This is a genomic window from Peribacillus sp. FSL E2-0218, assembly GCF_037992945.1.
Lineage (GTDB): Bacteria > Bacillota > Bacilli > Bacillales > DSM-1321 > Peribacillus > Peribacillus simplex_B.
The window spans coordinates 2073884-2097708 of record NZ_CP150304.1; the positions used below are offsets into that span (position 1 = coordinate 2073884).

The following is a 23825-nucleotide window of genomic DNA, read 5'->3' on the forward strand; positions in this document are numbered from 1 at the left end:
GTTTGGTGTTGTGTTGTCCGTGTGACCAAAATAGGAATGCTAGGAGGCATTGGCTGATGAGAACCTATCAAATTTTTTTAATCGAAGATGAATTTGCCCATCATTATTACGGTCGAGAAAAGCTATTTTTCAATTTGTTTTTGGAATATATTCATGCACGGGGCCGACTGAAGAGTATTTTGCAAAAACAAATCGAATTTGTCACCAAGACAGTCCCGACCATCCAATTGAAGTTGGCCATCGAGCACCGCTTGCAAAGAAAGATGAATTTTTGGACGCAAAATGGCAAATACTATCTAGAAAAAACAAATGGATCAAGTAAAGCCGTTTTAATTATCGAGAATGAATCCATTACACTAAAAGCTGATGGAGATTACGAAGCGGAGACTGCCTTTTTTGAATGTATTCGAAAATATGAGGCGAGTTTTCTCGCCATAGATTTTGAACACGAAAAATACGGCTGGTTAAAACCGATAAAAGAAAGAAAATTTGTCTAAATGGGGGACTTTTCGGCAGCGGGTATTGTATAATAACCTTTGGTCTAGTACACTGATGTTAGACAACACGAAGGAGGAAATAGTATGTGGGTTTACATTCTAGTTGGCGTACTGGCATTGATTGCTGGAGTAGTGCTGGGATTTTTCATCGCTCGTAAATACATGATGGATTACTTAAAGAAAAATCCGCCAATTAACGAACAGATGCTGAAAATGATGATGATGCAAATGGGTATGAAACCATCCCAAAAGAAAATTAATCAAATGATGAGCGCCATGAATAAACAACAAACAAAATAAACTCAAGGGTTCATCCATTGATTAATGGCAATTATAAGATAAGCAAATCATAAACTACTTTGAAGAGTGAATCTTTCATCATAAATTTCCATTGTTTTTGCTTTATCTTTCAATTACAGATCCGAAACCCCCTCTCTGCATGAATGAGCCAGAGAGAGGGTTTTTTTGTATTGCAGAAGAAGTCTTTGAGTGGTCTTGTTCCGTTACATAGCAAGGGGTTCTGACCGGCCTTTCCATGCAAACGGAGTCAAAGGATCTGCAAGTCAGGGTAATAATATCGCAAATGTTTGGATTATGGTTGGTGAATATGTAAAAAGGCTCGTTACAATAGCTCATATCTGGTAAAATAGTTAATTGTAACTACTACAACTGCTAACAGGAGGATCATTGATGAACGATTCAGTAGGTTTTTGGAAACGATTTTTCGCAGGAATTCTCGACGCACTAATAATATCTTTGCCTTTAACATTGATTTTTGGTTGGATAACCGGTGATTGGGAAAATGAAGATTTCTCAACAATATTGGACTTGCTATACATGCTGATCGTCCCGATAGTCTGGTATGGCTATACAGTCGGGAAAAGGTTCATGGGCATCCGTATCGTACGGGTCGATGGCAGGAAATTAGGTATAGGCACGATGCTGTTAAGAACATTCGTTGCAGGTATAGTCTATATCCTTACAATTGGGATAGGTTTTATTATTAGCGCATTCATGGTCGGTATAAGAAAGGATCATCGGTCGATTCATGATTTCATTGCTGGTACATATGTGACATCGGAGAAACCTTAATAAAAAATGAGCGGTATAAGCTACATAAAATTAAAAGACCTGAGTTCGGTAAGCTACCCTACTCAGGTCTTTTAATTTTATCAACATCCGTTTTCGGGTCTCGTACTATTTCTTTTGAAAATGCTCTTGGAGCAAATACCGATATCTGTTGGAAAGATGCATTTTTTCAATCTATCTAAACTCAATATTTAGAATGCTGAATGTTGAAAATGACAATTCTGTTCGAGGCTGCGCGCCTCCTCGGTTAATTTTCATCTTTTTCAATCATTTGTATGAAATTAAGCGCAGTTTCGGCAAGTGTATCTTTTTTTCTTGTACATAATGAGATGGGATTTTTTAATTGAATTTCATCTACATATACTGTGCCTACTTCTCCACGGGTAATATATTCGTTAACTTCTAGAGATGAAACAAAGGTAACTCCATAACCTTCAATCACTGTTCTGATTGTTTCATTCAATCCATTAATTTGTAAGCCAACGATTGGTTCATTTACATGATGGATTTTACATAAAGAAACCAACTTTTCCCTTGAGGAACTCCCTTCTTCTCGAAACACAAAAGGTTCTCTTGCCATTTCAGCCAATGTAATATGTTTTGAGGCAAACTTATGATCTTTATGCACGACAAATACCATTTTATCTTCAAGTAATTCCTTACTATGAATGAATGGATTAAACTCTTTTCTTCCACCTATGAAAGCAATTTCTGCTTCATAATTAATTAACTGATCGATTGCACTACGAGAATTAGTTGTTGTTAATTCTACCTCTACCTCAGGGTATCTTTGTTTGTATCGCCCTATCCATTTTGGTAATAAAAAATTTGCTGGAAGATATGTTGCGACAATACGTAGCTTTCCAACTGCTCCATTTTTGAGTTGATTAATATAAGAGTCTATTTCGGCTTCAAGGGAAAATAATCTTTTAGCTTGTTTAGCAAGTTGAAGGCCAGCTTGGGTTAATAAGATGCCTCTACCCTTAGGAGACAATAAATTTAACCCGATTTCTTGTTCTAATTTTTTAATTTGTGCCGTTACAGCAGGCTGACTTATATTCAGCTCTTCAGCCGCACGAGTAACATTTCCCTTTTCAGCGACAGTATGAAATAGTCGTAATGCATGTAGGTTCATTATTCACCTCTATAATCATAAATGAAACGTATGAATACCATAAAAAGATATATTATATGTATTGGTTTTCTTCCGTTATTATAAGACTATAAAAGTTCCAACTCAAGAAAATTTCTAAGTAAAGAGGTGAGAGGGCAGCTTGTATGTCCCTAATAAAATGAAATTAATATGTATCGACTGTGGTCAAGGAATGTCTTCCAATAATTTAAACCACCATTGTACATGTGGCGGACTTTTAGATATTGTCCAAGATTTTCACAACTATGATGCTGACTTTTTGAAGCATTTATTCAATGAACGCCTTTCTGAAAGAATGACACCATACGCAAGTGGGGTATGGAGATACAAAGAATTAATTTTTCCTGAGTTACCTGAAGACTGCATTATTACCAAATATGAAGGAAACACAGGATTATACTCTTCTGAGTTGATTAGGAAATATACGGGATTGAGTCAAGTTTCTTTAAAAGCGCAAAGTGAAAATCCTAGTGGTTCATTTAAAGACAATGGTATGACGGTTGCGGTTTCTCATGGGAAATCCTTGGGTTTTAAAAACTTCACTTGCACCTCAACAGGAAATACATCCTCTTCCTTAGCTATGTATGCCTCAATCGCTCATGCAAATTCTTATGTTTTCGTCCCAAATAAAGATATATCGATTAATAAAGTATTACAGACAATAGCGTACGGTGCACATGTTTTTAGTATTTCGGGTACTTATGATGACGGAATTCAGTTTTTAGAGGAGAATGCTAGTGATCTTGGTTTATACGTATGCAATTCCATTAATCCCTTTCGGATAGAAGGACAAAAAAGTATTATTTATGAAATTGCCCACTATTTAAACTGGAATTTACCTGAGTGGATTGTAGTACCTGGTGGAGCTTTAAGTAACGCAACTGCATTAGGTAAAGGATTACAGGATTTATTTTCACTCGGGTTTATAGACAAGGTGCCAAGAGTAGCAATTGTACAAGCTGAAGGTGCCAGCCCATTCCATAAAATGATAGCTCAAAATAAGAGTGAACTTATTCCTGAACCTCGGCCATATACTAGAGCTTCTGCATTGAATATCGGAAATCCACCTAGTTGGAAAAAAGCCATGCTTTCTTTAAGACAAACAAATGGGACGACCATTTCCGTAACAGATGATGAAATTCTTGACGCAAAAGCTATAATTGATAAAAGTGGCATTGGGTGTGAACCTGCTTCGGCAGCTACTGTTGCTGGACTACGAAAATTAGTGTCTCAGCAGGTGATTGACAAAGAGGAGTCAGCACTCTGTATCTTAACGGGAAATATCTTAAAGGATACAGATGCCCTGAATGAGTATCATTTTGGAGAAAGTAATCATTCAACCTTTAAAAATGAATGGCAACCGACTAGTTTGACATATGACACTATTAAAAAGTATATAGTATAGAAACCTTATTTTATTCGTAATGAAACCTAGGGAATTGGGGTTATCCCCGACAAGAAGACAAACATTAAAAGACAGGGCAGTGATCAAAAAACGAAATTCAAACGGAGCTCGGTGACTGAGTCGTTTTTGGAATCGTTTATAGTTTGAATTAGTAGATATGATCGGTTCTGGTGTAATTAGGACCTGTTCGAAACATATCACCTGAATATCCTTTTCATGTATGAATGATAAGGCGTTGGTCCTTTGGCAAGTTGGACCACGCCTTGTTCGCTTCGAACATTAAATATTTCTCTGGATAACCAATTATTGTAAATAGCTTTTGATTTCGGTAAGCCGTTTAGTCATTGGCTTTTCACCTCGTCCAGTTTGCTGGTTGCACTTTCTTCAATACTTTACTCTTCCTCTGTTATCTGTTTTTTCAAAGACTCGATATTGTCCACAATTGGAACAGGTTATTCTTTTATTGGGAATGACCTTACCTCACTATGTAATCAAAGCCATCTCCGACAAGCATGGGGTATCATTTGACGTTTTTTACCGATCCATTTCTTGAGTGTGGCAAAATGAATGACATGATCATAAAGTGGTGAGAGTTGACTTTAGCAACTGTAATGATTAAAATTACAGTAATCTCCTTGAGGAGGATGCCAAAAGTGAATAGTGATTTTACAATAGCTGTGCATAGTTTGGTTTATTTGGCTTATTTGCCAGATCATATGGCAAGTAGTGAGTCTATTGCAGAAAACGTTTGTACGAACTCGGCAAGAATTAGGAAAGTGATGAGCTGCTTACGGAATAAAGGGTATGTCAAGACTAAAGAAGGTGTTGGCGGAGGATATATTCTCGAATGTAATCCTGAAGAGGTAAGTTTAGGGGATATTTATATAACCGTCTCACATGGGACATTGAAACCGAAATGGTGTACGGGTGATCCGGAGAAAAAGTGTGTCATTTCTTCCAATACCCAGGTGGTCATGGATCAAATATTCGATGAAGCCGAGCTATATTTTGAAAAGTATTTAGAAAATATTACACTTAGCACGTTTTTGGAAAAAATTAAGCAATGTCCTCGATATTGATTAGTTTTTTCTTTTATCCTTACTGTATCTTTTATTTTTACAGTTAAGGGTTTTTCTTAAAATGAATATAAAAGAGGTGTTTCGATATGGCAGGAAATAGACCATTTGAAAACGGTGATTGGGTACAAGGAAGGTCGAGGGAGGGGGAACTCATTCATGGGTTCATCGAAACCATAGGCCGAAATCAAGATATCATTAAAGTGAATGTAGTGGAAAGTGATAATGAAAAGGCGGTTGGTAAATCGATTTGGATCCCAAGTAAATGGACTCAAAAGCTGCCCGATTTAGAAATTAGTAACGAAAGCCATCTATTGGCATTAATTGATTTAGCGTTACTTTCCAAAGATGAGACTTGGTTTATGGAGTTATCAGGTAAATTGGAATCGGTTAAGATACATCCCAAATTAAAGGCTGAGAAATCCGATTTCCTTATGGAGGAAAATCGAATCGCGAATCTTGATTTTAATAAATGAGGTCTTAAAATGGTGTTTATAACGGATAAAACGAGGAGGAAATGATCATGGCTATCGAGCATGTTACAGATGCAAATTTTGCTGTTGAAATTAACGAGGGGTTAGTGCTGGTTGATTTTTGGGCCCCATGGTGCGGTCCGTGTAAAATGATTGCACCAGTCCTTAACGATTTGGACGATGAAATGGGTGAACAGGTTAAAATCGTTAAACTCAATGTTGATGAAAATACAGCGACGACACAACAATACGGGATAATGGGAATACCAGCACTTATTCTTTTCAAAGATGGAGAAAAGGTCGATCAGGCAGTGGGCCTGCAACCTAAAGAAGCAATTTCGGCGTTAATCGCTAAGCATGCGTGATCATTCAATGACAATCGTTACTTATTCGGTTGTTGGTAACTTACTTATAAATGGAGGACTGTCAAATGAATTCTAAATATACACCATTATTTGAATCATTCAATATAGGGAAAGGGGTGGAAGTGAAAAATCGTCTGGTGATGGCACCGATGACCAATTTCTCTTCGAATCCTGACGGGACCGTATCCGATGAAGAAATAAGCTATTATGAGCGCCGGTCAAGCGGGGTGGGCATGGTGATAACGGCTTGTACGTATGTGACGGCAAATGGCAAAGGATTTCATGGGGAGTTTGGCGGTGATACGGACGAAATGATTCCTAGCCTAAGTCGTTTAGCTTCGGCGATAAAAGCGAAAGGTGCAAAAGCAATCCTCCAGATTTTTCATGGCGGCCGCGAGGTTCCACCGGAATTAGTGCCTAATGGCGATGTTGTAAGCGCAGGTGATATCCCATCAGTTGGCGAAGGGAAAACGGTTCCGCGTCCACTGACCGAAAAGGAAATCGAATCGATCATTCTCGATTTTGGTGAAACCACTCGACGTGCCATAGAAGCTGGATATGATGGTGTCGAAATTCACGGTGCCAATGGTTACCTGATTCAGCAATTCTTTTCCCCACATTCGAACCGTCGCGAAGACAAGTGGGGAGGATCACTTGAAAGGCGCCTGAGTTTTCCGTTAGCGGTGGTGGATGAAGTCCAAAAAGCCGTGGCAAACCATGCCAAAGCACCGTTCATCGTAGGATATCGCTTTTCACCAGAGGAGCCTGAAACACCGGGAATCACGATGGACGACACACTTGCATTAATTGATGGACTTGCGAGTAAGAATTTGGATTATCTTCATGTTTCATTAATGGAATTCTGGTCAAAAGCAAGAAGGGGAGCAGATGCTGACCGAGCACGGATCGAAGTCATTAAAGAACGTGTCGGAGGTCAAGTTCCTGTCATCGGCGTCGGTTCGATCTACACGGCAGATGATGCGATCAATGCACTGCAATCAGGCGTTCCGCTGCTTGCCTTGGGCCGTGAATTGATCATCGATCCGGAATGGGTACAAAAAGTGGAGCAAGGAAGAGAAACAGAAATCATCACAAAAATAAACAAAAATCATCAACAGCAATTAGATATCCCTGATCCATTATGGCAAGCCATCATCCATTCTCCAGGGTGGTTTCCAGGGATTGAATAGGCCGACGCCTCCATGGAATATACAATGAACCATAGATGAGATTGTAGTTGAATGACTTTTAAGGAAAAGAATTCACGCATAATTGAGTGAAACCGCGGATATGGGACACACATGAAAAGTGTCCTTTATCCGCGGTTTTTTTAATGTTGGATAGGACTCGTAAATAATTGTGTACAGAAGACCTTTCCTGCATTAGTACCTTTATCTTTCTCTTGTTCATACGCTTTGCATAGTTATGGCGGTATTCCCACCATGACAGTTCTGGCAAAATGTTAAGGCTCTTTTCGCAATGAATGAAGCAGAAATCAACCGCACCGCATTACTTGGTGATTTGCAGCAAAATATGCGAAAACAGCCAATTTTAATAATGAAAAAGGGGCAATGCGGGATGAGGTGATCATGAAAACGCTATATAATCGTAAATAGGAAGGAACAGCGCCTCGAATTTGCAGTTTTACAGGCATTTTTGAATTAAATGATCGTTGTTTGAGAAGTATGACTATGTTTAGTAGCAGAAAAAAACACGGAGTGGATATATCCGACTCCGTGTTTTTCACAATGGTACATAGCTTAAAAAAGAATGGAATCAAGTGAGTAAGGGCCAGCTCCAGTTAAAGCGACACCAATCGCAACTGCGAGGATGGCAAGGTTGTATTCATATCCGTTCTGGGTTGCCCAATAGCCATTTGCTCCGTGAACCTTAACAATCGCAGCAAGCATGGTAGCGGCTATCAATATCCCAGCTAGAGGTGTAAGCAGACCTACAGCGAATAATGCACCGCCAATAAGCTCCGAAAGACCCGCAAACAGGGCCATCGTAACTCCCGGCTTCATGCCGATCGAGTCAAACCAGCCTCCAGTTCCTTTTAATCCATGACCGCCAAACCAGCCAAACAATTTTTGCGCGCCATGACCAACGAACGATAGACCAATAACCAATCGTATTAGTAATAAACCTAAACCTATCATTTATGATTCCTCCTAAATTTTTCTATGTTAGTTAAATATCTTTAATTCGAGATAGTGAAGCGTAAAAAATATCTCGAATTAAATTATCTCGAATTAAGAATAAATGATTGTATGTGATTTGTCAAATTCATTTATTTTATACATGCAAAATGTTAACAAGATGGCGATGCTGTCCGTTAGGGAAAAAGCAATCACATCATTTCTTTGCTAGTTACCTAACGGCGAAACATTGCATAAACGCTCATTCGACAGGGAATGTTTGGAAAAAACCGGGTGAGCTTTGACTGGAACGAAATAATAGATCAGATACGGTCACGCACTTATAGCCGTTTTTATATAGATAATCCAAGGTCGGTTCCAGAGCCATTACCGTTTGGGGACGATCGCTCCAATCGTGGAGGAGAATGATGTCACCAGCCCGTAACGAATGTATGATGTGGGAGGATATTTTATTCGGTGCCGGCCGTTTCCAGTCTTGGGGATCTTGATGCCAGGACCATAAAACAACCTTGAATCCTTTTTTTACTGCGGTATTAATGATTATATCGTTATGAAGTCCACCTACAGGCCGGTATAATGTCGGTTTGTATTTGGCAATATCCCAAATCACTTTATCGGTTTTGTCCAATTCGGAAGATAATACTTCAGCTGTCATATTTTTGTCGTAATAGTGATGATACGTATGGTTCGCAATTTCATGTCCTTCTTTGATTTCTCTTTTGAGGATGCCAGGATTGCTTTTCACTTTATTGCCTGAAACAAAGAACGTGGCTTTGGCATTATATTTAGCCAATATATCCAGGATTTGAGGGGTATAGGAAGGGTGTGGACCATCATCAAAAGTGATTGCGACAATTTTTTCATTGGTTTTTCCATCCCAAATAACGTTTCCAGTTTTTTCGTATACCGCTCGGCTGGATGTTAAGGCGTCAATATGGTTCGCTTTACAGAAGAAAAGAAGAAAGAAAACGGAGAAAGTCATCATCATGGTCTTCAAAATAGTCCCCCCTGTACTTGTGTGTATATGAGTTAGTATATGGAGTTCCATTTTATTTAGCCGGTGGTGGGTAAATAAAGCATTAACTTCAATGACATTGAGGTTACAAAGAGATCATTCCCTTTTAGATAATGAACATTTGCAATATGATGGGTGTTCCTTTAATTGGGGCATCTGCGGTATTCAATGTAAGCTTTCCGGTTTCAACGGTGTAATTATCATGAGGTTGCAGGACGCCATTTATGAATAAATTGATATAAGATACTGTTGCTGGATCTGGTATGACCTGTTTTTCAATGTCCGATATCCCATCTTCTTCAACAAAAACCCGTTGGCATCCATTTGCGACGGCATAAAATTCATATGCAACGATACGTTTTGGGATTTTCGTGCGAACTTCCGTGAAAGAGCATGCAGGGAAAAACAACAAAGGTTTAGGGATTTCTTCATCCTCATTGATAAAACGGCAATATTTATTGTCCATTTTCTTAAATTCTCCCCTTTTTCTTATCTCCTATATATTTTATATAAAATACCGATTATCGTGAGGACCATTTTTGGAATTTGTCTATACACTTCCGTCCTTGAAGTCATAGCTTATAGAGAAGAGAGGTGAATATATTGCCGTTAAAGATCATGAAATTAGCCATTGAGGCTACCTCGCTGATTAGTGTAAATCCATTGATCACCCGTTTATTTTATGAGGTGCCTGCAGCATTGGAAGGTCCAACTGAACTGACGATCGATCCTGCAAGCTTTTGGACGGACACTGGCGGTGCGGCTACAGTGCTTCCTGTATTGACTGCTGAAAACAGCTCATTTGAAGTGTTTATTAATGGTGTGCTGCAAATGGAGGATATATCCACATACACTCCAGGTGCTACTGGTGTCGGCAGCCTCGTGCTGACCATTCCTGATGGTTCATCCATTTTGGCAGGGTCACCTGTCGTTCTTGTCGTGACAAACTACGCACCTACCTCGGATGTCGATATTGTAACGTAAATCCATCTGACCTTCTTTAAGTTAAAATAAGAAAACAGGCAGCGCCGAACGTGCTGCCTGTTTTTATGGAGGAATTTCATCAGGAGAAAGAATGAATAAAGGAGTTCTTCCGGGAAAGGAAGCATATACTGATACTGACAGGAGAGAATACGGCTGGAGATTACCCTGGGTAAAATCCACGATACTAACGATTAAAAACCTGCACCGGTTTTATAAAAGAGTTCATCATATTTATTCAGTAATCGATCAAGCTGCTGGCTGTACTCCACGGCAATAGTTGAGTTCAAACCATCTTCAGCGACGACTTTTATCAATTCATTCCGCTTTAATTCGATTTGTTCAAGGAATTCATTCTGTTTAGCCATTATATTTCCTTTCTGGCCCTAGCATTTTATAAGGTACCCTTTAATGTGAGCTGGTTGTAAAATCTGTATGAATATAACAATTATATCGGCTTGGACCAATGAATTCAAATATGTGTTCATCTTATTGATCAAACAGATTTATTTGTTGTGGATCGTAAGTAGCTGTCAATGAATCTTCATAGTCCCATACATGTATTCAGTTATCTTATTTGTTACAATGTTTATAGGTTGATATACATAGGAGTGAATTCAATTGAATGACATAAATATATTTTTGGCCTTTGGCGCAGGTTTTTTAAGTTTTATTTCTCCGTGCTGCCTACCGCTGTATCCAGCCTTTTTGTCTTATATTACGGGTATGAGCGTCGGGGAAATCAAATCGGAGAACGCCATGCTACAAAGAAGGAGTATGCTGCATACTTTATTTTTCCTGCTTGGCTTTTCCTTGGTTTTCATTGCGATCGGTTTCAGTACAACCTATCTAGGATCATTCTTTACCAATTATAAAGAATTAATTCGTCAGATCGGTGCCATTTTGATCATCGTTTTTGGATTATTCATCGTTGGAATTTTTCAGCCGAAATCCTTGATGAAGGATAGCCGATTCGAATTCAAAAACCGTCCGAGCGGCTATATCGGTTCCATATTAATCGGATTGGCCTTTGCAGCTGGCTGGACACCTTGTGCAGGTCCATTATTAGGGGCAGTCATATCATTGGGCGCAACGAACCCTAGTGCCGCCATGAGCTATATGGCTGCTTACATTTTAGGTTTTGCCATACCATTTTTCATATTATCGTTCTTTGTCGGTAAGCTGAAGTGGATCAAAAAGTATAGCCAATCCATTATGAAGATTGGCGGATACCTCATGATTGTAATGGGTGTCATTTTGTTTTTTGATTGGATGACCCAAATCATTGCAGTCCTGTCTAGACTATTCGGTGGCTTTACCGGATTTTAGTCCATAAAAAGCTAGTTTTTCAAAAAAATTCAAACTGATTAAATGTAATTAGGTCTAATTACCCTTAAAAAATGATTTTATACTTATTAATTGGATGATAATTCTTGATTTTAGGTCTAAAGTTTTATATCCTATACATACTGGATAAATCATTACATTTCTCACGCAGTTTTTTTGAATCTTGTTGTTGGAAATGAGGAGGAAGACCATGGCCCGAATATTAATTGTTGATGATGCTAAGTTTATGAGAATGACGCTTTCAAATATTTTATCAAAGGCTGGACATGAAGTGATCGGTGAAGGGGAGAACGGCGAAGAGGCGATTGAACTATATCGACACCTTCAACCTGATTTGGTGACTATGGATATAACGATGCCACTCATGAGCGGGTTGGATGCAGTTAAAGAAATTAAAAAGGAATTTCGGGCTGCAAAGGTTATAATGTGCTCGGCAATGGGTCAGCAGAAAATGGTTGTCGAAGCGATAGAAGCTGGAGCAAAGGATTTTATCGTCAAGCCTTTTGACGAGAGCAGGGTAGTGGATGCCATCAATAGGGCGCTTGATTAAGTACACGCTCCTTGTTTATCTTAAATAGGTAATATATACTTTGTTTATTAATTGAAGTCATATATAATTTTTTATGGTACTTACCTATTTTTAGTTAAAAGGGATGGTTAAGAGATGATATATATATCAACGGGTATAGCGATCGTGATGGCTATGGGTGTTTTCATGTTGCGGATGAAGGAAACAAAAAAACCAGTGAACGAAAAGAAGATCATCTTGCCGCCGTTATTCATGAGTACGGGAGCTTTGATGTTTATTTTCCCCATGTTCCGGGTTTCTCGATACGAATTTTTGGAGGCTCTAGTCGCAGGGATGCTATTTTCCATCTTGCTCATCAAAACCTCAAAATTTGAAGTGAGAGATGAAAAGATTTACATTTTGCGCTCAAAAGCGTTCATATTCATCCTTATTGGCCTTATGGTGATTCGGCTCGTCGCGAAAATTATGCTCGGGAGCACCCTTGAAATAGGCGTCTTGAGCGGAATGTTTTTCTTACTCGCTTTTGCTATGATCGTCCCCTGGAGAATTGCGATGCTATATCAATATAAAAAGGTGAAGGCAGCCAGTTTCAGCTGATTTGTTGTGGAATTTCATTGCATGTCCTGCTTTTCACGAATGCCAGTAAAAGAAGTCAAAAAAACCTGAGTCGGTCTTCAAAGCGACCCAGGTTTTTTTATTGTTAGGGAGCGTAAAGGCATGTAAATCCCTTACAATCGATGATTGATATGGAATGAATTTGGAAAAACAGCGCGATCTAGAAAATGTAAACCTAGTAATTTCATCTGAATTATATTATATTAATATTATGATAAATTTACAAGAGGAGGAGACGGTTGATGTTACATATGATTGTGTTAGGGATTATATGTGGGCTAATGCTCGGATTTGTGCTTCAAAGGGGCCGTTTCTGTGTTGTTGGTGCATATCGTGATTTGATTTTAGCTAAAGATGGCCGGATGTTTTTAGCTACATTCGTTGTTATAGCGATACAAAGTATGGGTGTTTATGCTTTGAATGGCACAGGGGTCATTCAGTTTGGAAATGATGGATTTCCATGGCTGGGAACAATCGTGGGCGGCTTTATATTCGGTATCGGTATGGTTCTCGCAGGCGGTTGCGCTACCGGTACATGGTACCGGGCTGGAGAAGGAATGATTGGTAGCTGGGTAGCTCTTTTTGGTTATATGCTTGGAGCAGCCATGACGAAGTACGGTGTCTGGAAAGTGGCTGGGGATCATCTGTTATCCTATCGTACAAGCGACACGTACATTCACGAGACATTGAATGTTTCGCCTTGGGTGCTTGTGATCCTCGTAACCGTTTCGGTAGGCATCTTGGTGATACGTGAATTAAGGAAGCCTAAACTGCCAATCTTTCAAATGAAACCGAAGAAAAAGGGGCTGGCTCACCTATTATTCGAAAAACGGTGGCATCCATTTATTACGGCATTGTTGGTTGGCCTGATTGCCATCATCGCCTGGCCGTTAAGTGCGATGACAGGCAGGATGTTTGGTCTCGGAATCACGGCTCCATCCGCGAACATCCTGACTTTCCTTATTACCGGGGATGATGCGTTAATCGATTGGGGGACGTTTTTAGTATTGGGAATTTTCCTCGGGGCTTTCATAGCGGCAAAAGGAAGCGGGGAATTCCGTTGGCGCCTGCCAGATATGAAAACATTACGTAATAATGCCTTTGGCGGTGTAATCATGGGATTCGGGGCGAGTGTCGCAGGAGGATGTACAATCGGGAATGGCTTGGTGAATTCTGCATTATTTGCCTGGCAAGGCTGGATTGCAATTATCTTCTTCCTTCTAGGTACATGGGTGGCTACTTATTTCACGATTATCCGTCAGCAAAAGCAGAAGGTTGGTTCTTCCAAAGCTGCTTAAGAATTCAGCAAAAATACGAACAAGGAGTGGATTTCACTTGGCAAAAGTACTGGAGACGACAGGGATGGTTTGTCCGTTCCCGTTAGTGGAAGCAAAAGAAGCAATTGTGGATATGGCAATGGGAGAGGAATTGATCATTAATTTCGATTGCACCCAAGCAACCGAAAGCATTCCGCGCTGGGCTGCCACTGAAGGTCATGAAATTACGGAGTTCGAACAGATCGATGATGCTAAATGGCGCATCATCGTCAAAAAGGGAAATTGATCAATAAAAAAACGTGCGGGGAATTCCTTTGCACGTTTTTTTATTTTTTCAAGACTGAATCGTTGGCTAGGGCAGTTTCAAGTGATAACATGATTGAAAGAACATTTAAGGAGATGTGGATAATATGGTGGATGAGGTCATTTTAAATGATGTTCGGCTGATTGTTACTGATTTTCTTGCTGACACTGTAGAAGGATCTGAAGGTAGAGAAATCAGAAAAGTCAGTTTTAATTTCGAGGTAACGAATGAGGAATACCATGATATCACAACACTGCTTTATCAAATGATATTCGATATAAAGATTCCGCAGCTGAACGAGGAGTTTCGAGCGGAAATTCATAATTATGCTACTTCCGTTACAAATCTCTATGAAGAAAATGCAGTCGGGGATTTTTCATTGGTTCTACTGGAAGTGAACGAGCCGGAATGATTACTTTGCCAGTCTTGTAAAGATATGGGTTACTGTCTATAATGATAGTGACGATTCTATACATATGGGGTGATACTTTGCTTAGTGGCTGGTTTTTATGGTTTATTCTATTTTGGGTAGTCCTTTTAATCATATTGATGAGCATTGGCGGCTTTTTCATGTTTCGAAAGTTCCTGAAAAGATTTCCTAAAGAAGACGGAAAGTCGGATATGGATTGGGAAGAATACTATTTGGATCAAACCAAGCACTTATGGACAAAACAGCAAAAGGATTTGCTTGAAGATTTAGTGAGCCCTGTACCGGAACTTTTTCGGGATGTTGCCCGGCATAAGATTGCCGGGAAAATCGGTGAATTGGCCATCAAGGAAAAAGCGGGGGATATTACCGAGGACCTGGTGATCCGAGGATATATCATCGCGACACCAAAGCGTGATCACAAGTTCTTACAAAAAAAATTGGCTGAACGAGAAGTGAATATGATTCCATATGAACATTTATTCAGTTAAGGTGAATAAGGACCGGCTGCAGGCAAACCCGATCGTATGGGAGTTTGTCTGCCGTTTTTTTGTTTTGCCTAGTATTCTCCATCAGCCTGACTGCCAACAGTGAAATGGACGATAACGGAGAGTGGACTGGTGCGAAAGGTGAAACACCCGCTTTCGAATACAGTCCAAGGGAGACCCCGCAGGCCATGCACTTCACATTGAGCCAAGGAGGCTCACGGGACCTCCCGCAGAAAGCTAAGTGCCCGCAGTGAAAAGGAGCGTTTCTCCACCAAGCCTCCCTACCTGCTACCAATTCAATAAAAATTCAAGAGGGTTTCGGAATGGATAATTCCGAAGCCCTTCTTTCATCTGTACAGCAGATTCGAAAGAATGGTAAAAGTTAGAACGTTTGTGCCCAATCCATGCTATTCTATGAATTTTTGCTATAATAATAGTAAGTAAAAATGAGGACGGAGTGAAATTATGAAATTTATCCATACCGCTGATTGGCATTTAGGGAAAATCGTTCACGGTGTACATATGACTGAGGATCAAAGGTATGCACTGCTGCAATTCATAAATATAGTCGAGGAGGAAAAACCGGATGCGGTCGTGATTGCCGGGGACTTATATGATCGTTCGGTCCCGCCGATTGAAGCAGTGGAGCTTCTTGATGAAATCCTTTATACGATCAATGTGAAAATGAACATTCCGATCGTTGCCATATCAGGAAACCATGATTCGGCACAACGGCTTTCCTTCGGTTCATCATGGTATCGCCATAGCCAGTTATACATTCAGGGGAAATTGACAAAAACATGTGAGCCGGTCCGCATCAAGGGCGTGAATTTTTATTGCGTCCCGTATGCTGAACCTGGGACGGTCCGCCATCTTTTTGAAGATGATAGCATCCATTCCCATCAAGACGCCATGAAGCGGATAACCGGCAAGATCGCGGAGAACCTCAATCAGGATGAACCGAATGTCTTTGTCGGACATGCGTTTGTTTTAGGCGGCAAAACGAGTGATTCGGAGCGTGTTTTGTCAGTAGGTGGTTCAGGCTGCGTTACCTCGGACCTATTCGATGCTTTCGATTATACGGCACTTGGTCATCTGCATAGTCCGGATGCCATTCGTCACCCTAAAGTGTTTTACTCCGGATCGTTGCTGAAATATTCATTCTCTGAGGCCAAGCAAAAAAAATCGCTTTCCGTCGTCGATATGAAAGAGAATGGGAGCTTTGAACTAAGCTATCGATCCTTGGCACCTAAGCTTGATATGAGGGAAATAGCCGGGACGATGGAGGAACTGCTCGATCCTGCCTTTTATCAATTGCAAAAACAGGATGACTACTTGAAAATAACCTTGAATGATGAGGGCTCGCTCATCGATCCGATCAATCGCTTACGCCAAATATACCCGAATGTGCTTCACCTCGAGCGAAAATGGGATTTGACCGATCTGAGAAGAAAAAAAGCCTTCTCCTCGATCAAGGATGAACAGAAATCGGAACTGGATCTGTTTGAATCGTTTTACCAAGAAATGACGGATCGCCATTTTGATTCCCAAAAACAAGATTTGATGGTGTCGGTAATCGAAGCCGTTAAGAAAGAGGAGGCCTTGAAATGAGACCACATATTTTAACGATGCAGGCATTCGGTCCTTATGCAGGAAGGGAAATCATTGACTTCAATTCCCTTGGGGAGCGGACGATGTTTGTCATTTCTGGTAAGACAGGTGCAGGAAAAACAACCATATTTGATGGGATTAGCTTTGCGATATATGGAAAGGCAAGCGGAGAGGACCGCAGCGGTCAAGATTTGCGGAGCCAGTTTGCCGCAGATGATATGTTGACGGAAGTCTCGCTGCAATTCACCTTGCGCGGAAAAACCTATTTAGTGATCCGGTCACCACAGCAGGAACGGAAGAAAAAGGCTGGCGAAGGAACGACAACAGTAGGAGCGAAAGCCGAATTATATGAAATATTGGCTGATGGAAACAAATTGCTAGGAGCGAATGTTCGTGAGGTTGAAGACAAAATCAAATCACTCATTGGGCTTGATGCCAATCAGTTTAGGCAAATCCTGATGATTCCGCAGAATGAATTCCGTAAACTGCTAACTTCCGATAGCAAGGATAAGGAACAGATTCTTCAGAAGTTATTTCATACAGAACTTTATAAACGTATAGAAGAAAAATTAAAAGAAGAAGCATCCGTCCTTAAGCGGAAAAGTGAAAAAAGCGCGCAGCGGCGAATCGAATTGATGAAGGGGATCAAAGCTGGCAATCATGAAGAATTGCAGGAGCGACTGCAAGCTGAAGAGCCTAACGAACAGCAGGTCCTTCCCCTTTTACAGGATGTCATATCGGCCGCCAGTGAAACAGGCAAACAGCTCAAGGAACAAATCGAGGAAAAGCAGAAGGCTCGTGATCAAGTGAATCAAGAGCTTTCTAAAGCGGCTGATTTGCTGAATCGGTTCTCGGATAAAGAGAAACTGCGAAATGAGAAGGCGGACCTTGAATCGAGGCAGCCGGAAATGGAAGTAGTGAAGCAGCGAATCAAAATGGCACAAAAAGCGGCATCGCTTGAAAAGCAGGAACGATATTATTTGCGCATTGGCAAGCAAGTGCAAGATGCGAACGAGGAACTGCAAAAGCTAGGCGAGCAAGCGGAGAAGCTGCAAGCGGACCGTAAGGAGAAGCAGGATACCTTTGATAGGGAAATGCTGAAGGAAAAGGAAAGGGAGCAGGCCTTACGAAATGTGCATCAGCTAGAGCAGCTAAAAGGGGCTGTCATGAGTTTTGCCAGTTTGACAGCCCAAGTTACGTTGGATGAAAAAGAGTGGCGGAATAGTAAAGAGCTTCGTGAGAAAAATGTGGCCCAGTATCAGCAAGTCGAAAACGACGCAGAGAAGGCGGCAGTTGAAAAAAGCGAAGCCGAAAAAGCGGCGGTCCTTCATCGGGAGCAGGAAATGGAAGCAGAAAAACTGAATCGATCGTTAATGAAAATGAAAAAACTTCAAGAATCCTTCTCCGAGATACAATATATGAAGCAGGATATGGATGATAAGAATAAACGGTTCCAGGAGAGTCAAAGAATGCAAGTTTCGGAGCAGGAGAAACTGGAGGCACTCAATCATAAGTGGCGTTCAGGTCAAGCTGGCAAGCTTGCTTCATTACTGCACTCTGGGGAGAATTGTCCTGTGTGCGGCTCGGAAAGTCATCCAAAACCAGCACGGATGCATGAGGACATGCCGACGGATTTGGAACTGAAAGAGCAAGATAACAAGCTGAAAATGGCAGAGCAGCAAAAAAGCCAAGCGGAAAGCGAATATTACCGGGCCCAATCCAAATATGATGCCCTGGCCGCCTCTTCTCAGGAAAAATTGCGGGACCTGCAAGCTGACATGCCGCAATTCAATCCGGAAGATATCGAATTGCATTTGAAGCAATTCACGGAAAAAGGCGAAACGCTCCATGCGCAATTAATGGAAACGATGCGAAAAAAAGCGGCAGTTACTGAATTGGAAAGAGTGATGCTGGCATTAAAAGAGAAGGCAGCCAAGCTTAAAGAGAATTTGATCGCCTTGGAAAGAAACGAAGACCAGGGTAAAACCAGATATATTGAAAGCTCCACGAAATTAGCGGGCTTAACGGATTCCCTCCCAGAAGGAATCCGGACAGAGGACGAATATGCTGCTGCTTATCAAATTGCCGTGAAAACACAGAAACAATTACAAACTGCCTTGGAAGATGCACAGAAAAACCTTCAAATGGTGAAGGAAAAAGAATCGGTCATCCAGGCAAAGAAAGAGTCCAGAAGCGGAAATATCGAGGCATTAAACGAAGAATTGAAAGCGGAACGGGAAAAGTTCATTGCAGATATGACCCATCAAGGTTTTTCCAACTATAAAGAATATACCACAGCGAAAAAATCGGAAGCGGCTCTCGGAAACTTGGAAGAGCAAATCCAGCAGTATAATCAAAATTGGCAAAGTGTTTTAAGTTTATTCCATGATCTGGAGATGAAATTAAAAGATGTCGTCAAACCGGATATGGAAGGATTGCAGAAGACCTTTGAATTCATAAATGAAGAATTGGAGTCCATGCGCCAAAGTCTAAACCAATTACTTGCGGAAAAACAGACGAATGAAGAAATCGAGAGTAAATTGGCACAAATCAGGGAAGATCAGAAAAGCCTCGATGAAAGGTACAGTATCGTCGGCCATCTATCAGAAATTTCCAAAGGCCAAAACTCCTTCCGAATTACGTTTGAACGGTATGTATTGGCAGCCTTTTTAGATGACATCTTAAAAGAAGCCAATTCAAGATTGCTGAAAATGACCAGCGGCCGTTACCAGCTGCTGCGAAAACTGGATCCAACACGCAGAAACATCCAAAGCGGGCTGGAATTATCCGTCTATGACCAATATACAGGACAGGAAAGGCATGTCAAAACCCTTTCGGGAGGAGAGAGCTTCAAGGCGTCACTTGCTCTCGCTTTAGGTCTTGCGGATGTCGTCCAGCAGAATGCGGGTGGAATATCGCTCGAGACGATGTTCATCGATGAAGGGTTCGGTACGCTCGATCCTGAATCACTGGAGCAGGCGATTGAAGCGTTGATGGAGATACAAAGCACGGGAAGGTTAGTCGGTATCATATCGCATGTACCGGAATTGAAGGAAAGGATCGATGCCCAGCTCCAAGTCATTTCGACGCAAAAGGGAAGCCGGACGGCCTTTCACTTTGCTGGATAATTCAAGTGAAAAAGAATGGCCTGGGAGCAAAGATGCTCTCAAGACCATTCTTTTTTTGTTATGATGAACGAACTACTCAATATTAATATCCTCTGCTTTCTTTCCGGGGGAAAACTTATGGATGCGAATCACCAAAATGGGATTCGAGAATTCAGCGGTAATCCTGCGTGTGCAAATCGAAAAGGGGAAGGGAATATTTCTCTGTGTGGGAATTGTATCCGCTTTATTATCAATAAAAGGCTTATGAGCTTCATCAACGATGATCGATAGCTCATTATCGCTCAGGCACACCTTAATATCCTCGACATCATGATTTTCCAAAACCGCCTCCACCATATACTCATCGTCACTTTCGTATATATCAATTGAAAAAAGCTGATGATCCAACGCACAAGTTTCCGGATCCAGAAAAAACTTTTTCACCCATTCATCAAACTTTTCAACTTCATTCTTTTGCGATCCATGTTGATAGTCTTGCATTATTGATACCCCCGGTTTTCCTTTGTTTGTATTATATGTCCGTAGGATGAAGAATGGTGAATGGAAAAGTGAAAATGTTTACATGAAAAATCAATCCATTCATTGCCGCTGTATTCATGAGAAGGAATGATGATTGCAAGAAAATTTGAACGTTAAAGAGTGATAAATCAGACGCTTTATGTTTAAAAAAGGATAATAAGTAGCAGATATTTTCCCTGTTATCGATAATTCAATAATGAATTATTTAATTATTGATGAATCCCTTGCAGTGAGGCAATTAAAAGGATCCAAATTCAATAATGAATTAATGCTTTAGCAGTTTATGCTACAAATGCCCGGCTCTGACTTGGCATGTAAGTTGCATGATAAATACGTATTAAACAGGCACGACAGGAGATTCGTTTATATCTGGAGGGATGAATGGTGCGTAAAACGATAGATCGACCGTGGGAGCAATGGTATGTGGGAAGGATGAAAACTATGAAGCTACCGGAAATATCCGTCTATTCCTTGCTTGATAGGGCAGCAAGAAAGTTTCCTCACCATACTGCCATCATTTATGAAGATCAAACGCTGGATTACCTCAATCTTAAAATGCAGGTCGACAAGCTTGCGGGAAAATGGAGGGAAATGGGTTTTGCAAAAGGAGAGCGAATTGGCCTGATGATTGCCAACCATCCTTATTTCATCATCAGCTATTATGCCGCCCAGGCGCTTGGCCTGATCGTCGTGCAGACGAATCCCATGTATAAACCAAGGGAACTATTGCAAATTCTGCTTGACTCTGGAGCTAAATATATTGTATTCGATGAAACCGCAGCCAGTACAGTCGAGGAAACGAAAGCGATATATGAGTTTTCCGTCTGCATGAAGACGGAAGGTGATCAAGATGGGACATATTCGCTTCAATCCATGATTCAATCCGGGGAGGCCATTCAAGCGGCGGAAAGCATCAGCCCATTTGAAGATATTGCGGTCATTCAATATACAGGGGGGACCACAGGGAAGATGAAGGGAGTCATGCTGACCCACCATAATTTGACTTCCAACGTCATCCAAAGCTATGAAATGTATGGGGATTCGATGATACCAGGAAAAGAGATCGTTTTGGCCGCTACACCGCTCTATCATGTTTATGCCATGACAAGTGCGATGAATCTCGGAATCTATCTAGGGGCCGCCATTCTATTATTTCCGAAATTCGATCTCCCGCATGTTCTGGCAAACATTAAAAAATATCGTCCAACCTTTTTTCCAGGAGTACCTAAGATGTATAATGCGTTCGTCAACCATCCTGAAATCGAAACATATGGACTGGATTGTTTAAAAAGCTGCTCTTGCGGCTCTGCGCCCCTTCCTGTTGAAGTGATTAAGCGGTTCGAGATGCTGACCGGCGCCCAAATAGGAGAGGGGTTCGGTTTATCGGAAGCATCGCCCTCGACCCACCGTAATCCTCCTTTTGGTAAAAGGAAGGTGGGAAGCATCGGCATTCCATTTCCAGGTACGGATTGCATGATCATTGACGATGATAATAATGAAGTTCCCAACACAAGTGTCGGTGAATTGCTCATAAAAGGACCGCAAATCATGAAGGGATACTGGAATAACGAGGCCGAAACAAAAAAAGCACTACAGAATGGATGGCTTTACACCGGCGACCTTGCCGTCATGGATGATGAAGGATATTTCTATATAGTCGGCAGGAAAAAGGAAATGATCATCGTGGGCGGATTCAACATTTACCCGCAAGAGGTGGAAGGGGTACTGTATGAACATCCAGCGATTAAGGAAGCTGCTGTGGTGGGCATCCCCCATAAAGAAAAAGGCGAAGTCGTAAAAGCGTTCATCGTCCCTAAAGAAAGCGCTTCCATCGACCTTGAAGAGGTAGAAGGATATTGCTATTCCCAACTTACTCCATACAAGGTGCCGAAAGTGTTTGAAGTAAGAAATGAATTGCCGCGCAACACAGTCGGTAAGCTATTGAAAAGATTATTAGTAAAAGAAGAGCTTGAAAGGGAGGGGAGAAACGATTGAGGGACGAGGTGGATGCTATATACATTTCAACTCCATCCATTCGCGTGGGGCATGCGGATTTTTGAAGGTAGATATAAAAAGGAGGGTCTGTTATGCGTTGGGTTGTTCTCATTCTATTATTCTTTGGTGCCGTCATTAATTTTGCGGATAAATCGATTGTAGGACTTGCAGCTGTTCCCATCATGAAGGAATTCGATCTTTCTTATGCGGAGTGGGGCCTTGTTGGCAGCAGTTATTATTGGCTCTATCCCGTAACGGGGATTTTTGGAGCAGCATGGGCTGATCGACTTGGGGCCAAAAAAGTGCTTGGATTCATCATGTTGACCTGGACTGTGCTGCAATTCGGCGTATTGGCCATCGCCGCGCTGCCATTTCTCATTCTTTACAGGATTTTATTGGGCGCATTCGAAGGGCCTTACAGTCCAATTGCATACAGCCATGCCGATAAGTGGTTTCCCCCGAAGCTAAAAGGCTTTGCCAATTCAGTGGTTGTCGGCGGGGGAACGGTCGGTGCGATGATCGTGGCGCCCATCCTTGTTTCCTTAATCACGATATTCGGATGGAAGGCTGCCTTTGCTGCACTTGGTGCAGCAAGCTTTGTTTGGTTCTTCCTTTTTCAATTTTTAACAAAGGAAAACCCAGTCGAAGTCCATGAGCAGGTGCAAAAGAAACAGAAAGCAAAGCTGGAAAAAATCAAATGGAAGGACTTCTTGGCGCTACTGGCATCACCTACGGCTTTATTCACCACTCTCGCCTATTTTTCCACTTATATTTTAGTCGTTTGGTTTTCGGTTTGGCTCCCGATTTATTTAGTGGAAGCCGTAAAAATGACTCCAGGCCAAATGGGATCAAGCGTAGCAATAATCGGAGTCGTTTCCGTATGCATTTATATGGGGGTTTCGATGATTTCCGATCATTTATTCAAGAAGAATCAAAACTGGCGATCGTCAAGGGTGTACGTCGTTGCGGGATCGATGATTCTGGGGGCCTTGTTTTTTTCCTCCATCATGGTTTTTCAAAATCCAATCTGGGTGATAGGCGCCATGTGTTTAGCGAAAGGACTGACATATGCGATTTTGCCGATCGGGCCAACGATCATGATCAATGAAATGCAAGAGCGGGGTGGGTTGATGACGAGCATCCTGACCTCATCAGGTAACATAGCAGGCATCATTGCCCCTCTTGTAACAGGGTATATCATAAGTTTGGCTGGAGGTAACCAACTATTGGGCTATAATCTATCGATTTTGTTCATGGCGGCTCTTGTCTTGGTCTTTGGCATCTTATTTGCCATATTCGTAAAACCTGTCAAGTCAACCAGGGATCAAACAAATAAACAAACTGGGGACATGGACCTTAAGTCCTCATAAGC

26 protein-coding genes are annotated in these 23825 nt (G+C 41.3%); 20 read left to right on the top strand and 6 right to left on the bottom strand.

Annotated features, from left to right (window positions below; all coding sequences use genetic code 11):
* The first annotated feature begins 56 nt into the window (after window positions 1–56).
* The 3 genes from sirA to MHI53_RS10050 all read left to right on the top strand — a co-directional run bounded on the left by sirA (window position 57) and on the right by MHI53_RS10050 (window position 1589).
* Window positions 57–497, top strand: coding sequence for a sporulation inhibitor of replication protein SirA (gene sirA / locus MHI53_RS10040; protein ID WP_061141701.1), 441 nt, complete (start codon window positions 57–59; stop codon window positions 495–497).
* Window positions 498–581: 84 nt separating this feature from the next.
* The gene (locus tag MHI53_RS10045; RefSeq protein ID WP_034312934.1) at window positions 582–797 is read left to right on the top strand and encodes a YneF family protein; all 216 of its coding nucleotides are present in this window, start codon (window positions 582–584) and stop codon (window positions 795–797) included.
* Window positions 798–1187: 390 nt separating this feature from the next.
* Window positions 1188–1589, top strand: a complete 402-nt coding sequence (locus tag MHI53_RS10050; protein ID WP_061141700.1) for an RDD family protein — start codon at window positions 1188–1190, stop codon at window positions 1587–1589.
* A 244-nt stretch (window positions 1590–1833) separates the two neighbouring features.
* On the opposite strand, the gene MHI53_RS10055 is transcribed toward MHI53_RS10050, so the two are convergent.
* Window positions 1834–2721: a LysR family transcriptional regulator gene (locus tag MHI53_RS10055; protein ID WP_061141699.1), complete on the bottom strand. Its 888-nt coding sequence runs from the start codon at window positions 2719–2721 to the stop codon at window positions 1834–1836.
* Between the two features lie 157 nt (window positions 2722–2878).
* Here MHI53_RS10055 and thrC point away from each other — a divergent pair, with 157 nt between their 5' ends.
* From thrC to MHI53_RS10080, 5 genes are all read left to right on the top strand, one after another.
* Window positions 2879–4144: a threonine synthase gene (gene thrC, locus MHI53_RS10060; RefSeq protein WP_061141847.1), complete on the top strand. Its 1266-nt coding sequence runs from the start codon at window positions 2879–2881 to the stop codon at window positions 4142–4144.
* A gap of 653 nt (window positions 4145–4797) precedes the next feature.
* Window positions 4798–5223 (top strand): Rrf2 family transcriptional regulator, encoded by a 426-nt coding sequence (locus MHI53_RS10065; protein WP_340373371.1) that lies wholly within the window; start codon window positions 4798–4800, stop codon window positions 5221–5223.
* A gap of 86 nt (window positions 5224–5309) precedes the next feature.
* Complete coding sequence (locus tag MHI53_RS10070; RefSeq protein WP_061141697.1) at window positions 5310–5696, top strand: IDEAL domain-containing protein; 387 nt, start codon at window positions 5310–5312, stop codon at window positions 5694–5696.
* A gap of 47 nt (window positions 5697–5743) precedes the next feature.
* On the top strand, window positions 5744–6058 hold the full coding sequence (trxA, locus tag MHI53_RS10075; protein ID WP_340373372.1) for a thioredoxin: 315 nt from the start codon (window positions 5744–5746) through the stop codon (window positions 6056–6058).
* A 65-nt stretch (window positions 6059–6123) separates the two neighbouring features.
* Window positions 6124–7248: an NADH-dependent flavin oxidoreductase gene (locus tag MHI53_RS10080; RefSeq protein ID WP_340373373.1), complete on the top strand. Its 1125-nt coding sequence runs from the start codon at window positions 6124–6126 to the stop codon at window positions 7246–7248.
* Between the two features lie 570 nt (window positions 7249–7818).
* Here the strand turns inward: MHI53_RS10080 and MHI53_RS10085 are convergent.
* From MHI53_RS10085 to MHI53_RS10095, 3 genes are all read right to left on the bottom strand, one after another.
* Window positions 7819–8217 (bottom strand): DoxX family protein, encoded by a 399-nt coding sequence (locus MHI53_RS10085; RefSeq protein WP_340373374.1) that lies wholly within the window; start codon window positions 8215–8217, stop codon window positions 7819–7821.
* Between the two features lie 241 nt (window positions 8218–8458).
* Window positions 8459–9205, bottom strand: coding sequence for a polysaccharide deacetylase family protein (locus tag MHI53_RS10090; protein WP_340373670.1), 747 nt, complete (start codon window positions 9203–9205; stop codon window positions 8459–8461).
* A gap of 133 nt (window positions 9206–9338) precedes the next feature.
* Entirely contained in the window at window positions 9339–9698 is a 360-nt protein-coding gene (locus MHI53_RS10095) for a DUF4183 domain-containing protein (protein ID WP_081092350.1), read from the bottom strand.
* Window positions 9699–9826: 128 nt separating this feature from the next.
* Here MHI53_RS10095 and MHI53_RS10100 point away from each other — a divergent pair, with 128 nt between their 5' ends.
* Window positions 9827–10216: a DUF4183 domain-containing protein gene (locus tag MHI53_RS10100; protein ID WP_340373375.1), complete on the top strand. Its 390-nt coding sequence runs from the start codon at window positions 9827–9829 to the stop codon at window positions 10214–10216.
* A 191-nt stretch (window positions 10217–10407) separates the two neighbouring features.
* On the opposite strand, the gene MHI53_RS10105 is transcribed toward MHI53_RS10100, so the two are convergent.
* A complete protein-coding gene (locus tag MHI53_RS10105) occupies window positions 10408–10581 on the bottom strand; it encodes an aspartyl-phosphate phosphatase Spo0E family protein (RefSeq protein ID WP_081092349.1) in 174 nt (57 codons plus the stop codon).
* A 253-nt stretch (window positions 10582–10834) separates the two neighbouring features.
* Between MHI53_RS10105 and MHI53_RS10110 the strand changes: the two genes are divergently transcribed.
* From MHI53_RS10110 to MHI53_RS10150, 9 genes are all read left to right on the top strand, one after another.
* Window positions 10835–11542 carry a cytochrome c biogenesis protein CcdA gene (locus MHI53_RS10110; RefSeq protein ID WP_061141692.1) on the top strand — a complete coding sequence of 236 codons (708 nt, stop codon included), beginning with the start codon at window positions 10835–10837 and terminating at the stop codon, window positions 11540–11542.
* A 208-nt stretch (window positions 11543–11750) separates the two neighbouring features.
* Window positions 11751–12110, top strand: a complete 360-nt coding sequence (locus MHI53_RS10115) for a response regulator (RefSeq protein ID WP_100532534.1) — start codon at window positions 11751–11753, stop codon at window positions 12108–12110.
* A gap of 114 nt (window positions 12111–12224) precedes the next feature.
* Entirely contained in the window at window positions 12225–12686 is a 462-nt protein-coding gene (locus MHI53_RS10120; RefSeq protein WP_061141690.1) for a cytochrome c biogenesis protein CcdC, read from the top strand.
* 260 nt (window positions 12687–12946) lie between these two features.
* The gene (locus MHI53_RS10125) at window positions 12947–14002 is read left to right on the top strand and encodes a YeeE/YedE family protein (protein WP_340373376.1); all 1056 of its coding nucleotides are present in this window, start codon (window positions 12947–12949) and stop codon (window positions 14000–14002) included.
* A gap of 37 nt (window positions 14003–14039) precedes the next feature.
* Window positions 14040–14267 carry a sulfurtransferase TusA family protein gene (locus MHI53_RS10130; RefSeq protein ID WP_061141689.1) on the top strand — a complete coding sequence of 76 codons (228 nt, stop codon included), beginning with the start codon at window positions 14040–14042 and terminating at the stop codon, window positions 14265–14267.
* 124 nt (window positions 14268–14391) lie between these two features.
* Entirely contained in the window at window positions 14392–14697 is a 306-nt protein-coding gene (locus tag MHI53_RS10135; RefSeq protein WP_340373377.1) for a DUF3219 family protein, read from the top strand.
* A 77-nt stretch (window positions 14698–14774) separates the two neighbouring features.
* Complete coding sequence (locus MHI53_RS10140; protein WP_340373671.1) at window positions 14775–15203, top strand: DUF2621 domain-containing protein; 429 nt, start codon at window positions 14775–14777, stop codon at window positions 15201–15203.
* 462 nt (window positions 15204–15665) lie between these two features.
* Window positions 15666–16811, top strand: a complete 1146-nt coding sequence (locus tag MHI53_RS10145) for an exonuclease SbcCD subunit D (RefSeq protein ID WP_340373378.1) — start codon at window positions 15666–15668, stop codon at window positions 16809–16811.
* Window positions 16808–19939 carry an SMC family ATPase gene (locus MHI53_RS10150; RefSeq protein ID WP_340373379.1) on the top strand — a complete coding sequence of 1044 codons (3132 nt, stop codon included), beginning with the start codon at window positions 16808–16810 and terminating at the stop codon, window positions 19937–19939. The genes MHI53_RS10145 and MHI53_RS10150 overlap by 4 nt, the downstream gene beginning before the upstream one ends.
* Window positions 19940–20011: 72 nt before the next feature.
* Here the strand turns inward: MHI53_RS10150 and MHI53_RS10155 are convergent, their stop codons facing one another.
* Window positions 20012–20419: an Hsp20/alpha crystallin family protein gene (locus tag MHI53_RS10155; protein WP_061141684.1), complete on the bottom strand. Its 408-nt coding sequence runs from the start codon at window positions 20417–20419 to the stop codon at window positions 20012–20014.
* A gap of 420 nt (window positions 20420–20839) precedes the next feature.
* Here MHI53_RS10155 and MHI53_RS10160 point away from each other — a divergent pair, with 420 nt between their 5' ends.
* Window positions 20840–22453, top strand: coding sequence for a long-chain fatty acid--CoA ligase (locus MHI53_RS10160; RefSeq protein ID WP_340373380.1), 1614 nt, complete (start codon window positions 20840–20842; stop codon window positions 22451–22453).
* 92 nt (window positions 22454–22545) lie between these two features.
* On the top strand, window positions 22546–23823 hold the full coding sequence (locus MHI53_RS10165) for an MFS transporter (protein ID WP_340373381.1): 1278 nt from the start codon (window positions 22546–22548) through the stop codon (window positions 23821–23823).
* The last annotated feature ends 2 nt before the right edge of the window (window positions 23824–23825 follow it).